The sequence below is a fragment of the Paraburkholderia sediminicola genome (assembly GCF_046026855.1).
GTDB classification, from domain to species: Bacteria; Pseudomonadota; Gammaproteobacteria; order Burkholderiales; family Burkholderiaceae; genus Paraburkholderia; species Paraburkholderia sediminicola_A.
The window spans coordinates 14,003-26,874 of sequence record NZ_JAQQET010000040.1; the positions used below are offsets into that span (position 1 = coordinate 14,003).

Below are 12,872 nucleotides of genomic sequence, written 5' to 3' on the forward strand. Positions count from 1 at the left end.
AGGTCGTTATCGATTGTTTTAATCGTTCAGGTGTCGAGTCCGAGCTGGGCAAGCACCTCGCGGCGCAGCGCCACCAGTTTCGGATCGTCGCGATGGCGCGGATACGGCGCGTCGTTACGCACCTCGGCGACCACGCGCGCCGGCCGTTCACTGAAAACGATCACGCGATCGGCGAGCAACAGCGCCTCTTCCACGTCGTGTGTCACCAGCAGCACGGAAAAGCGGGCGTCCTGCCAGAGCCGCGCCAATTCACCCTGCATGCGGATACGCGTGAGGGAGTCGAGCTTGCCGAACGGTTCGTCCAGCACCAGCAGCGCCGGATCGTTGACGAGCGCGCGGGCCAGCGCGACCCGCTGCGCCATGCCACCCGACAATTGATGCGGAAACGCTTCCGCAAAATCACTCAGACCGACCAGTTCCAGCGCCGCGTCGATCCGTTGCTGCCCCCGTTCCTCTTGCGGACCGCTGCGCCGGGCGAAGCGTTTGCGCTGCGCCTGCGGACCGATTCCGACATTGCCGCGCACCGTACGCCACGGGTACAAGGTCGGATCCTGGAACACCACCACGCGCGACGGATCGGGGCCCGTGATCGCGGCGCCGTCCGCCTGCACGGTGCCCTGCGTCGGCGTGTCGAGGCCGGCGACGAGCCGCAGCAAGGTCGACTTGCCACAACCGCTAGGCCCGAGCAGCGCAACGAACTCGCCCGGCTCGACCGCGAAGCTGACGTCATGCAGTACCGGCAACGCCGCGCCGCGGAGCGCGAATTGATGACTGACATGGCGCACGTCGATGCGCGCGCCGTCACGAACCGCAGCCGCAGCGGCGGTCTGATTCAGCACTTCGGGTACGGCTACCATTTGAGTAATCCTTTTTGCCACGCCAGCAAGCGATCACGCAGGCGGAACAGCAACGTGATCAGACCCGAGCACATCAGCGCCATCACCAGCAACGCGGCATACATATTCGAATACGCGGCCCAGCCCTGCGCCCATTGCAGATACCAGCCGAGCCCCGCCTTCACGCCCATCATTTCCGCGACAATCAGCACGGAGAACGAAGCGCCAAGACCCATGAACAGCCCGACGAACACCGACGGCAGCGCCGCCGGAATCGCAACGCGCAGGATCAGAAAACCGGGTCTCGCGCCGAGCGTGCGTGCGATGTCGTAATAGGCCGGGTTGACGCCGGCCACACCCGACCAGGTCAGCACGGCAACCGGAAAGGCGGTCGCCAGCGCGATCAGGAACACACTGGCGCTGAAACTCGAGGGAAAGAAGAAGAACGCCAGCGGCAACCACGCGGTAGCCGGTAGCGGTCCGATCAGCCGCAGGACCGGATGGACCCAGTAGCTCACGGCCTGCGACCAGCCGATACTCACGCCCGTCACAAAACCCGCAGCCGCGCCCAATACATAGCCATAGGCGAGTAGTCCAAACGAATGCACGACGCTCGAACCGAGTCGCGGATAGTCTTCGGCGAATACACCGATCAGTGCTTGCGGTGGTGCGAAAAAGGGCCGTGGCAGCCATTCGAGTTGCGCCGTGACCGCTTCCCATGCGCTCACGCCGAGCGCCAGCGCGAGCAGCCACGGCATGGCCCCAAGCCATGCGTCGGTGCGCGTGGGCGTCGTCGCCTGGCTGGACGTGCTGCGCCATCCCGCGACGGCCGTCGCGACAGCGAATGCAGCGAGCACCAGTTTGAGCGCGATGAATTCTTTCGTATACGGCCAGTCGTCCAGACTCGGCCACCATTCGGTCAGCGCCGCGCTGCCGAACCACGCTATGGCAGCGAGGCCCGCAATCAGGACGCCACGTGAAAGCCCACGCTGTGTTACGGCACGCTTGACGCCGCCGGTTTCCGCGCCGATGGCCGGTGCTCGTGTCGCGATCGATACGAACTGAGTGGACATAACGGTTCCTGCCTCCTGCCTTGTTGACTTAGCGTGACGGCTTGCCTGAAGCCCATTTCATGCGACGTCGACCTTGTCGCGCTGCCAGACGCTGTGTGCGTAGACCGATTCGTCGAAATCGGCGGCGATGTCGCCATGAATACGTGTTTCATGCGCGTCCAGATCGGCGAGGAACAGATCGCGGCTGATTCGCTGCACTACTGCGGGAATGTCGCGCTTCATGCTCGGCACGTCGCCGACCGGCAGACCGAAACTGACGAAGGCCGCCGGGTTATAGACGTGGATATGCTTCAGGTAAGGCGCGTCGCCCTCCACCTTCTCGAGGTATTCGAGCGCGGCGCCGAGATACGGATGCGCACCAAGCGCATCGTCGCTATCGCTTGCGGCGGGCACGTATTGATCGCGCCACAGGCGAATATGCCCGGCGATCTGCGCCAGTTCCGGCCGCAGCGCGGGATCGACGACGTAGCCCGTGCCGGCAATCACGAAATCGAATGCAAACGACTCACCCGCCACGTCGGTCTCGACGTGCTCGTCCCTGACGCTGGCATGTGTCCACGACGTGCCGGGATGCAGAAGAAAGTTCGGAAAGCGTGTGACGCGCTCCACGGCATCGAGCGGCGGCGTCGAACCGGCGCGGCGGAAGCGTCGCGCTTGCGACCAGCGGATCGCGTCGGGTAAATGAAAATAGTTGTCATACGCACCGGGATAGGCGCGTGTGCGGGTCACCGGCACGGAAGCAATCCGTTCACGTCGTGCGAACAGATGCACCTGCCTTGCTCCGGCTTCGAGGGCCGTGGCCGCGGCATCGAATGCCGATGCCGCGCTGCCGATCACCGCCACGGATTTGCCGCTCAGTGCCGCGAAGTCGATTGCCTCGGAGGTGTGGGCAAGAAGCGTCGGCGGAAGGTTTTTCAGCACCGCGGGAATGTTCGGTCCGCCATTGCCCGCCACACCATTGCCGAGGACGATCTTGCGTGCCGTCTCCACGACGTTCCGGACCGTGGCGCCGTCGCGCACTTCCAGATGCAAACGAAAATGCTCACCCACGGGTTCAATCCGTGTGAGACGGGTGCCGTAGCGAATCGGAATCTCGAGGAAATGCCGGTACCACGCGAGGTATTCTGCCCAGCGCGTGCGAGGAATCCGGTCGATCTCCGCGTACGACGCGGCACCGAAGCGCGCCTCATACCACGCCTGAAAGCTCAGTCCGGGCAAGCCCGCCTCCGGACCAGCCAACGACTTCGGTGTACGCAATTTATTCATGCGGGCGCGATTCAACCAGACACCCGATTGGCCTTCGTCGGATGCGGCGTCGATCACACTAACCTGACCGATCCCTGCGCGTCTCAGAGCGAACGCGAACGCCGTGCCGGTTTGCCCGCCACCGACAATCACGACGTTATGGTCGATGCCATCGCGCGGCGGAACCCAGTTCTCGGGCGACGGACCGATCAGCCGTAATGTATCTAGCGCATGTTGATCGGGGTGGATGGATTGCGTCATGGTGTCGGGGTCAGCCAGGATATTGGTAAGCAGGCGTATACGTCGAAATCGGATGGCACGGCCATCGGACAATCAAGTATCCCGGTGCCACCGGCTTACCCAAACCAACAAATTTCGCTTTGCTTATTTGTTTTTCCAGGGTGTCACGATTGCGCCCTCATAGCCAGCCAGATGGCAGGTTCGAACTCCCGCAGATTTTCTTATCAGCAATGATTGGTTGGATTCGAACGCACGCGAATCTAACGTGTAGTGCCAGCTATCGGCTCATCCGAGCATTTGCACCTCGTTCCCTCCCCTCGATTGGACTTGCCGCATGCGCTATTTCCGTTTGCTGAAATCTTTCGTCGCTGTGGCGACCCTGTCGCTCGCTGCGGTTCACGCCTACGCCGACAAACCGGCAGTGATACGCATCGGTGTTGCGCAGCAAGGTACGGGCGATCCTCCCACCTTTGGCGGATCACCCGCAGCAACCGTGCAATTGCAGCAGTCGCTCGAAAAAGAATTCGCCGCCGACGGTATCAAGGTCGAATGGCTGTTCTTCAAAGGCGCCGGCCCCGCAGTCAACGAAGCAATCGCCGACAAGTCGCTCGACTTCGCCTATCAGGGCGATCTGCCCGCCGTGCTCGGGCGCGCCAACGGCCTGAAAACGCGCCTGCTGCTCGCCTCGGGTGTCCGCGCCGGCGTCAAGATCGCCGTTCCTGCAGATTCGGACATTCGTTCGATCAAAGACCTGAAGGGCCGGCGCGTGTCGATCTTTCGCGGCACCAATCTGCAACTCGTCACCGACAATGCGCTCGCCGCCAATCAACTCGACGAGCGGGATCTGCGTGTGATCAATCTCGACTCCGCGAGCTCGCTTGCCGCGCTGGCGTCCAAAGGGATTGATGCATCGGTCAACGATTACCACCTGTACAAACTGCGCGACCAGGGTCTCGCGAAAATCGTCTACGAATCGCAGAACGACGGCCCGCAATTCACACGTGAGGCGCATCTGTTAGTACTCGACGACTTCGATCGCGCGCATCCGGATATCGTGCAACGCGTCGTCAACGTGCTCGTCAAAGGTGCGCAATGGTCGTCCGATGAGACGAACCGCGACGCGCTCTTCAAGCTGTGGGCCCAAAGCGGTGTGTCCTATTCCTCGTGGCAGGCCGAGTTTGCGAATCAAAGCCTGAAAGACCGCAATTCGCCGTTGATCGACCCGTTCATCGTCGCGCGCTACAAGGCCGTCGCGGCGGATGCGCTGAAACTCAAACTGATCCGTCAGCCCGTCGAGGTCGATAACTGGTTCGAGACGAAATATCTCGACAACGCGCTGCGCACACAAAAACTCGACCATTACTGGACGCGCTACGACGCCGCCGGCAAGCCGCTCAGCTAAAACCGGAGCAATCACGATGAGCGAAACCGCATTTCCGGTCGAGAGCGAACAGCTCGGCCACGCCGCCGCGCCCGAGGTGCCTGAGGCGCCGCTGCATCGCAATCCTCGGCTGCGCGCACTCGCCTGGCAGCTCGCGCCATGGGTATTGCCGGCCGTACTGCTCCTCTTATGGATGACGGGTTGCGAGCGCGGCTGGATCGCGCCGCAAATTCTGCCGCCGCCCGAGCGCGTGTTCGACACCTTCATCGAACTGGCGAAGAGCGGCGATCTCGTGAGCAACACGCTGATCAGTCTGCAACGGGTGCTGCTCGGCTTCGGTGCCGGCACGCTACTCGGCTTCGTGCTCGGCGCGGCGCTCGGCCTGTCACGCACGTTTGAAGCCTATGTATTGCCGAGCTTCAATGCGCTCGTGCAGATTCCGGTACTCGGCTGGCTGCCGTTTCTGTTGCTGCTCGTCGGCGTTGGGGAGCCGCTCAAATACATTCTGATCGCGCATGCCGCGCTTGTTCCGGTGACCTTGAGCACGCTGCAAGGATTCCGGCAGACACCTGCCACGCTCGATGAGGTCGCGCGCGTATTCCAATACAACGGCTGGCAACGGATCGTCTATCTCGTTCTGCCCGCTGCCGTGCCGACGCTCGCCACCGGCGTACGGCTCGCATTCACCAAAGCCTGGCTCGCACTGGTGGTCGTCGAACTGGTGGCGTCGTCCGAAGGGCTCGGCTATCTGATCGTCTACGGCCGCCAACTGTTTCAGCTCGACCTGGTGATGGCGTCGGTGGTCGTGGTGGGAGCCATTGGTTACGCGGTGAACCGTTCGCTGGACGCACTCGAAGCGCGCTTGCGGCGCGGACAGCCCTCGGCGTTTCGCGAGTGACCGCGCCCACTGCTACGCCGCACATGAGGAATCTACGATGAGTCTCTTCTCCTTCCACCAGTCGAAGCCGCCCGCCGACACGTCCTGCGATTGCAACGTGCCCGCCGCCTTCCGCCGCGCGGCGCAACCGCGCCGGCCGCTGCTCACGCGCGTCGACTGGCGCGGCGCCGTATTGCCGCTCATCGCGATTGCGATCTGGTGGGCCGTCTCGGAGGCGCACGTCGTCAAAAGCGGTTTGCTGGTGAGTCCCGCACAAGTGCTCACCACAGCGTGGCAACAGATTGTCAGCGGCGCGCTTTTCAAGGCCCTCTCCGCGTCGCTCGTGCGTGAAGCGAGCGGTTTTGTGATCGGCACACTGGGTGGCCTGCTGCTCGGCAGTGTGCTGGGTTTCTCGCGGCTCGCCACACGCATGATCGGTCCGAGCTTCGACACCTTCAAGCAGATTTCGCTGTTCGCATGGATCCCCTTGATCTCGGTGTGGTTCGGTCTTGGCGATGTGGCAAAAGTCGTATTCCTGTCGCTCGCCGCGTTGCTGCCGGTCGCCGCTCACACGTGCGACGGCATCCACGCGGTGCCGCGCGCCTATATCGAAGTCGCGCGCGCCTTCCGCTACACGCGATGGCAACTCATCAGCACCGTCATTCTGCCGGCCGCGTTGCCGTCGATTTTCACCGGTATCTACCTCGCGCTGATCTATTCGTGGCTCGCCACACTCGGTGCCGAATATCTGCTGGTGGCCGGCAGCGGCATCGGTAACACGCTGATCGACGGCAGCGAGCAGTTCCGCATGGATCTGGTGCTGTTCGGCGTGATCGTGGTCGGTCTGACCGGCTGGGCGCTGAACGCGTTGGCACGCGCCGTGGAGCGTGCGGTTTTTGCACGCCGTTCCCCTGCCGCCGCACGATAAACATGCACTGAATACGCACCGGACACGAACGAAAAGGACAGGACCGCACATGACATCTTCCACGCTTTCCGAAAGCATCGACATTCTCCGTGTCAGCAAGCGCTATGCACAGCAGGACGGCACGCCACTCGCGGTGCTCGACGACATCAGCCTGCGCGTGCGTCCCGGCGAGTTTGTCAGCGTGGTCGGCTCCAGCGGCTGCGGCAAATCAACGTTGCTGAGGCTGATCGCGGGACTGGACACGGACTACACGGGCGACATCGTCGTCGCGGGCGAAAAGGTGCGCGACACGTCGCTCGAACGAGGGATCGTGTTTCAGGACCACCGCCTGTTCCCGTGGCTCACGGCGTCGCAAAACATTCTCGCTGCGTTGCGTAATGCTCCACTGTCAGCGCTCGAAAAGCGTGACGCCGTTGCGCAACATATCGCGCTCGTCGGCCTGAACGGCTTTGAACATGCGTATCCACACCAGCTCTCGGGCGGTATGGCGCAACGTGTCGCGATTGCACGCGGTCTCGTGAACCGTCCACGCGTACTCCTGCTCGACGAACCGTTCGGCGCGCTGGACGCGCTCACACGCGGCCGCTTGCAAAACGAATTGCAACGCATCTGGGAACGCGAACGCATCACGATGATTCTCGTGACGCACGACGTCGACGAAGCACTCTATCTCGGCGATCGGGTTGTCACGATGGCGCCGCGCCCGGGACGCATCAAACGGATCGTCGACGTCGCTTTGCCGCGTCCACGCGAACGTAACGATCCCCGTTTCATCCGTTTGCGCGACGAGGTGCTGGCCGATTTCGCGGAGCAGGATGGCGAGCGCCGCGAACCTCACGGAGACGATACGCCCGACGGTGGTACGCGAATCCCAGTGGCTAGTCCGCCGATCACCGAATGGCGGCTCGCATGGTGATGCGCACGGCTTCCCGCCAACACACAAAACATTTACGGAGCGCACGATGAGCAGTGAAAACCGGCAGAAGCGGCAGATCAGACTGGGCGCGTTCCTGATGGAGACAGGCCATCATATCGCCGCATGGCGGCATCCGGATGCGCACGCGAGCGGCGGACTCGACTTCGCGCACTACGCGGAACTTGCGCAGATCGCCGAACGCGCCAAATTCGACGCAGTGTTTTTTGCCGACAGCGTGAGCGTGCGCGACAGCAATCTGCCATCGCTATCGCGCACCGCGCGCGCCGATCATTTCGAGCCGTTGACGCTGCTGTCGGCGCTGTCGGTCGTGACGAAACACGTCGGCCTGATCGCGACCGTCTCCACGACGTTCAACGAACCGTACAACCTGGCGCGCAAGTTCGCGTCGCTCGATCATCTGAGCGGTGGACGCTCGGGCTGGAATCTCGTCACGTCGAGCACCGAGTCCGAGGCGCTCAATTTCAGCTTCGACCGGCACCCGGATCACGCGATCCGCTACGAGCGCGCGCGCGAGTTCTACGACGTGGTGGCAGGCCTGTGGGATAGCTGGGAAGACGACGCATTTATCCGCGACAAGGAAAGTGGCGTCTATTTCGACCCGGACAAGCTGCACGTGTTGGGCCACACCGGCAAGCACTTCAAGGTGCGCGGACCGTTGAACGTCGCGCGTTCGCCGCAGGGATGGCCGGTCGTCGTACAGGCCGGCGCGTCGGAAGCGGGACGTGAACTCGCGGCGCAAACCGCAGAGGTGATCTTTGTCGCGCATCAAACGCTCGACGAAGCGCAGTCGTTCTATCGCGACGTCAAAGGACGCCTCGCGAAATACGGGCGCGCGCCGGATCATCTGAAGATCATGCCGGGCATTTTCCCGATTGTCGGCCGCACGCAGGAAGAGGCTGAAGCGAAGTTCGCCGCGCTGCAGGACCTGATTCATCCGACCGTGGGTCTGTCGCTGCTGTCGAACATGTCGGGCGGCGTGGACCTGTCCCAATACCCCGTCGACGGGCCATTGCCCGAATTGCCGGAGACCAACGGCGGCAAGAGCCGTCAACGCCTGCTATTCGATCTCGCGCGGCGCGAAAACCTGACGATCCGCGATCTGTATCTGCGCATTGCCGGCGCTCGCGGCCATCAGCAGGTCGTCGGCACGCCGCACAGCATCGCGGACCAACTACAGCAGTGGTTTGAAGAGGAAGGCGCAGATGGCTTCAACATCATGTCGCCATGGTTGCCGGGCGGGTTGACCGAATTCGCCGATCTGGTGGTACCGGAGCTGCAACGGCGTGGACTTTTTCGCACCGAATACGAGGGACGCACGCTACGTGAAAATCTCGGACTCCCACGACCCGCGAACCGATATACCGCCGAGACAAAGCAGGTATCCGCAGTAGCGGGTTACTGACCCGAAGCATTCTCTTCCCAAGGAACCCCCATGAGCGCAGCCGCATTGCAGGAACTACAGTCGATCCAGATCAACCCGCTTTCCGCGCACATCGGCGCTGAAATTCATGGTGTGGATCTCACGCAGAAACTGGACGCGCGCCAGATCGCGGACATTCGTTCGGCGCTTCTGAAATGGCGTGTCGTGTTTTTTCGCGAGCAATTCCTGACGCACGAACAGCACGTCGCGTTCTCGGCACAGTTCGGTGAGCTGACCTTGGGGCATCCGGTGTTCGGCCATGTCGACGGCTATCCGGAGGTCTATTCGATCTCGAAGTACCGCAAGGCGACACGTTTCGAGGGACAGCCGCTGCTGCGGCCCTGGACCGGCTGGCACACCGATGTGACGGCCGCGGTCAATCCGCCCTGGGCGTCGATCCTGCGCGGCGTGACGATTCCGCCTTACGGCGGCGATACGCAGTGGACCGACCTGGTGACCGCTTATCAGACGCTTTCCGCACCGTTGCGCGCGTTCGTCGACGGTCTGCGGGGACTTCATCGCTTTACGCCGCCAGCGGGTGCGAGTGGAACGCAAGCGTTTGCCAAGGCCGTCGAACAACGCATTCTCGTCACCGAACACCCACTCGTGAGAGTTCATCCGGAAACGGGCGAGCGGGCACTCTATGTGAGCCCGAGTTTCCTGAAGTCGATCGTCGGCGTCACGCCGCGCGAAAGCCAGGCGCTGCTCGAACTGCTCTGGGAACATGTCACGCGACCGGAGTTCACCGTGCGCTTCAAATGGGAAGCCGGCAGCATTGCCTTCTGGGACAACCGCGCGACGGCTCACCTCGCACCCACGGATATTTTCGATCTCGACTTCGACCGGCAACTGTATCGCACGACGCTTGTCGGCGACGTACCCGTCGGCCCGGACGGAGTGCAATCAGTGGCAATCGAGGGCTCGCCGGTGAGCGCCGCGGCGGCAGTCGCGTTGAACTGAGAACTGGGAGCTGCGCTACAGCGCAGACCCGCGCGCCGGAAAATTTCAGGCGTCTGCATCGAACACACAACCATTCATACCGATCGGCTCGGATACTCACTGTGACTCACTCAACTCTGGCTGCGCCCTCGCCCGCCTCGACGATTTCTGCCGAAGCTCCGCGTGACGCTTCCCCCTTCGTTCCGGTCCGCTCGCCCACTGCGTTCGCGGATAGCCCGGTATCGCGCGCATTGGAACAGCCCCTGCTGCTCGGACTGTTTCTGCCGATTCAGGCGGGCGGCTGGAGCGCGTCGACGCTGCCACGCACCACGGACTGGTCATTCGACTACAACCTCGCGCTGGTGCAGAAGGCCGAGGCATTCGGTTTCGATCTCGTGTTCGCCTTGTCGCAATGGTTGCCGAAAGGCGGCTACGGCGGCGTGTTCAATGGCGAAGCGCTCGACTCCTTCATGTCGCTCGCCGCGATGACCGCGCGCACTGAACGCATCATTCTGGTAGCGACCAGCCATGTGCTGTACGGCCCCTGGCATCCGCTTCATTTCGCCAAATTCACCGCCACGCTGGATCACATCTCGAAGGGCCGCTGGGGCATCAACGTTGTCACCGGTCATCGCGCGATCGAGCATGAGATGTTCGGCTGGCACCGTATCGAACATGACCGGCGCTACGAACTTGCCGCTGAATTTCTCGATGCCGTACAGCAACTATGGGCGCAACCGGACAACTTCAGCTTTGCGCCCGAGCTTTCGACGTGGAAGCTGGACAAGGCGTTTGTAACGCCCAAGCCACGCTATGGGCGTCCGTTGCTCGTGAATGCGACCGGCTCCGACGCCGGCATCGACTTCGCGGCCCGCTACTCCGACATCGTATTCATCACGAGTCCCGCCGGCTCCGAGATCGAGGCCGCACTGACCGCATTGCCCGCGCACACTGCACGCGTGAAGGCCGCAGCAGCGAAGCACGGGCGTGCAATCCGTACGCTGATCAATCCGATGGTGATCTGCCGCGAGACAGCCGCCGAGGCACACGCCTATCACGACGCCATCGTGGCGCATGGCGACGAAGCCGGTTTCCATCGTTTCGATAGCGACGCTCATGCATGGCGCGGCAATGCCGAACAGCGCAATCAGGCCGCGGCGCGCGCGGTGGGGGGCAACATCTCGATCGTCGGCTCGCCGCAGCAGATCGCGGATTACATCGTGCGGCTGCATCAGGCCGGTGTCGACGGCGTGCAGCTGAGTTTCTTCGATTTCCAGCCCGACCTGGATTTCTTCGGCGAGCGCGTCCTGCCGTTACTGCGCGAAGCAGGCTTGCGGTACTGACGACTGGTTACTGATGACACATGTCACATCGCAGGCGGCGTTGCGCCGCCACCGCAAGCGCCTCTTCAGCGGCGCACCCGGATTGGCCGTCACGCTCATCATCGCGCTGTCAGGCCTGCCGTCGCAGGCACAGACTCGCGGCGGCACACTCAATTTCATCGTCACACCGGAGCCGACTGCGCTGGTCGATCTGGCAACTACCGCGACCAACGTGCTGAAGGTCAGCCCGAAAGTGGTCGAAGGGCTGCTCGAATACGACTTCAGGTTCCAACCCAGGCCATCGCTCGCCACGTCCTGGGAAGTCAGCGACGACAGCCGCAAATACGTTTTCCATCTGCGCCACGGTGTGAAATGGCACGATGGCAAGCCCTTCACTTCCGCTGATGTCGCGTACTCCATCCAGACGCTCAGACAGGTCCACCCGCGTGCGAAGACCACCTTCGCCAATGTCACCGAAGTCGCGACGCCGGACCCTTATACCGTCGTCATTACGTTATCGAAACCGGCGCCGTATCTGATCAAGGCGTTTTCCTCGTCGGAAACGCCGATTGTGCCGAAGCATATCTACGGCGGCACCGACGTGCTAACCAATCCCGCCAATAACGCACCGATCGGCACCGGGCCGTTTCGCTTCGTCAAATGGGTGCGCGGCAGCTATATCGAATACGTGCGTAACGACGACTACTGGGACAAAGGCAAACCGTGGCTCGATCGCATTGTCGTCAAGGTGATCAACGATCCCGCCGCCCGCACCGTTGCATTCGAAGACGGCTCCGCGGATCTGAGCGGCGACACGCCCGTCCCCCTGTCCGACCTGGAACGCCTGAAAGGCAACCCGAAGCTCGGCCTCGAAACACGCGGCTACGAATTCCAGGCCGGCGTGGCGCGCATCGAGTTCAATCTCGACAACCCCGTGCTGAAGAATCCGAAAGTGCGTCAGGCGATCGCGTCGGCGCTGGATCGCGAAGTGATCCGCAAGGTGATCTACTACGGCTATGCGACGCCACTCGCGAGCCCGATCATTCCGTCGAATCCCTACTACGATCCGGCACCTACACCCTATCCGTTCAACGTGGAGCGCGCCAACGCGTTACTTGACGAAGCCGGCTATCCGCGCAAAGCCGACGGCACACGTTTCGCCCTCACTGTGGATCCGTTACCGATCGGCGATCTGCCGGCGCGCACTGCCGCTTACGTCAAATCCGCACTGGCACGCGTCGGCATTGCCATCACCGTACGCAGCCAGGATCTGCCTGCGTATCTGAAGCGCATCTACACCGATCGCGATTTCGATTTCAGCATCAACGGCATGAGCAATCTGTTTGACCCGGTGGTCGGCGTCGCTCGCCTATACACGACCCAAAACTTCCGGCGTGGTGTGCCCTTTACCAACGGCTCCCACTACAGTAATCCGGAGATCGATCAACTGTTCGTGCAGGTGGCCGAAGAAACCGACGAGGCCAAACGTAAGCAGCTGTTCTCACAGATTCAGCGCATTCTCGAACGCGATCTGCCGGACATCAACCTCGTGGCGCCGCAGTTCCTGACGGTCTATTCACGCGCGGTGCACAACCATACGACTTCGCCCGACGGGGTCTCGGCAAGTTTCGCCGACGTCTGGCTGCAACGCTAAGCCTCTTTCGATTCACACTT

The 12,872-nt window shown here is 62.3% G+C and carries 11 protein-coding genes; 8 read left to right on the top strand and 3 right to left on the bottom strand.

Going from position 1 to position 12,872, the window contains the following annotated elements; genetic code table 11:
- Positions 1-26: 26 nt before the first annotated feature.
- The 3 genes from PQR40_RS32815 to PQR40_RS32825 are packed head-to-tail and all read right to left on the bottom strand — an operon-like array spanning position 27 to position 3,415.
- Complete coding sequence (locus tag PQR40_RS32815) at positions 27-857, bottom strand: ABC transporter ATP-binding protein (protein ID WP_408232867.1); 831 nt, start codon at positions 855-857, stop codon at positions 27-29.
- Positions 851-1,909, bottom strand: a complete 1,059-nt coding sequence (locus PQR40_RS32820) for an ABC transporter permease (RefSeq protein ID WP_408510689.1) — start codon at positions 1,907-1,909, stop codon at positions 851-853. Before PQR40_RS32820 ends, PQR40_RS32815 begins: the two co-directional genes overlap by 7 nt.
- 57 nt (positions 1,910-1,966) lie before the next feature.
- Positions 1,967-3,415 (bottom strand): SidA/IucD/PvdA family monooxygenase, encoded by a 1,449-nt coding sequence (locus PQR40_RS32825; protein ID WP_408510690.1) that lies wholly within the window; start codon positions 3,413-3,415, stop codon positions 1,967-1,969.
- Between the two features lie 313 nt (positions 3,416-3,728).
- Between PQR40_RS32825 and PQR40_RS32830 the strand changes: the two genes are divergently transcribed.
- The 8 genes from PQR40_RS32830 to PQR40_RS32865 all read left to right on the top strand — a co-directional run bounded on the left by PQR40_RS32830 (position 3,729) and on the right by PQR40_RS32865 (position 12,852).
- Positions 3,729-4,796, top strand: a complete 1,068-nt coding sequence (locus PQR40_RS32830) for an ABC transporter substrate-binding protein (RefSeq protein WP_408510691.1) — start codon at positions 3,729-3,731, stop codon at positions 4,794-4,796.
- A gap of 16 nt (positions 4,797-4,812) precedes the next feature.
- Positions 4,813-5,673 carry an ABC transporter permease gene (locus PQR40_RS32835; RefSeq protein ID WP_408232879.1) on the top strand — a complete coding sequence of 287 codons (861 nt, stop codon included), beginning with the start codon at positions 4,813-4,815 and terminating at the stop codon, positions 5,671-5,673.
- Positions 5,674-5,710: 37 nt separating this feature from the next.
- The gene (locus PQR40_RS32840) at positions 5,711-6,580 is read left to right on the top strand and encodes an ABC transporter permease (RefSeq protein ID WP_408232882.1); all 870 of its coding nucleotides are present in this window, start codon (positions 5,711-5,713) and stop codon (positions 6,578-6,580) included.
- Between the two features lie 49 nt (positions 6,581-6,629).
- Positions 6,630-7,496 (top strand): ABC transporter ATP-binding protein, encoded by an 867-nt coding sequence (locus PQR40_RS32845; protein ID WP_408389235.1) that lies wholly within the window; start codon positions 6,630-6,632, stop codon positions 7,494-7,496.
- Between the two features lie 46 nt (positions 7,497-7,542).
- On the top strand, positions 7,543-8,919 hold the full coding sequence (locus tag PQR40_RS32850; RefSeq protein WP_408389233.1) for an LLM class flavin-dependent oxidoreductase: 1,377 nt from the start codon (positions 7,543-7,545) through the stop codon (positions 8,917-8,919).
- Positions 8,920-8,949: 30 nt separating this feature from the next.
- The gene (locus PQR40_RS32855) at positions 8,950-9,897 is read left to right on the top strand and encodes a TauD/TfdA dioxygenase family protein (RefSeq protein WP_408337991.1); all 948 of its coding nucleotides are present in this window, start codon (positions 8,950-8,952) and stop codon (positions 9,895-9,897) included.
- 101 nt (positions 9,898-9,998) lie between these two features.
- The gene (locus PQR40_RS32860; RefSeq protein ID WP_408232894.1) at positions 9,999-11,219 is read left to right on the top strand and encodes an LLM class flavin-dependent oxidoreductase; all 1,221 of its coding nucleotides are present in this window, start codon (positions 9,999-10,001) and stop codon (positions 11,217-11,219) included.
- A 13-nt stretch (positions 11,220-11,232) separates the two neighbouring features.
- Positions 11,233-12,852, top strand: a complete 1,620-nt coding sequence (locus PQR40_RS32865) for an ABC transporter substrate-binding protein (RefSeq protein ID WP_408510692.1) — start codon at positions 11,233-11,235, stop codon at positions 12,850-12,852.
- Positions 12,853-12,872: the final 20 nt, after the last annotated feature.

Excerpts from the sequence above, each read along its gene's own strand:
- PQR40_RS32815 (WP_408232867.1), bottom strand. The coding sequence starts at position 857 with ATGGTAGCCGTACCCGAAGTGCTGAATCAGACCGCCGCTGCGGCTGCG.
- PQR40_RS32820 (WP_408510689.1), bottom strand. The coding sequence starts at position 1,909 with ATGTCCACTCAGTTCGTATCGATCGCGACACGAGCACCGGCCATCGGC.
- PQR40_RS32825 (WP_408510690.1), bottom strand. The coding sequence starts at position 3,415 with ATGACGCAATCCATCCACCCCGATCAACATGCGCTAGATACATTACGG.
- PQR40_RS32830 (WP_408510691.1), top strand. The coding sequence starts at position 3,729 with ATGCGCTATTTCCGTTTGCTGAAATCTTTCGTCGCTGTGGCGACCCTG.
- PQR40_RS32835 (WP_408232879.1), top strand. The coding sequence starts at position 4,813 with ATGAGCGAAACCGCATTTCCGGTCGAGAGCGAACAGCTCGGCCACGCC.
- PQR40_RS32840 (WP_408232882.1), top strand. The coding sequence starts at position 5,711 with ATGAGTCTCTTCTCCTTCCACCAGTCGAAGCCGCCCGCCGACACGTCC.
- PQR40_RS32845 (WP_408389235.1), top strand. The coding sequence starts at position 6,630 with ATGACATCTTCCACGCTTTCCGAAAGCATCGACATTCTCCGTGTCAGC.
- PQR40_RS32850 (WP_408389233.1), top strand. The coding sequence starts at position 7,543 with ATGAGCAGTGAAAACCGGCAGAAGCGGCAGATCAGACTGGGCGCGTTC.
- PQR40_RS32855 (WP_408337991.1), top strand. The coding sequence starts at position 8,950 with ATGAGCGCAGCCGCATTGCAGGAACTACAGTCGATCCAGATCAACCCG.
- PQR40_RS32865 (WP_408510692.1), top strand. The coding sequence starts at position 11,233 with ATGACACATGTCACATCGCAGGCGGCGTTGCGCCGCCACCGCAAGCGC.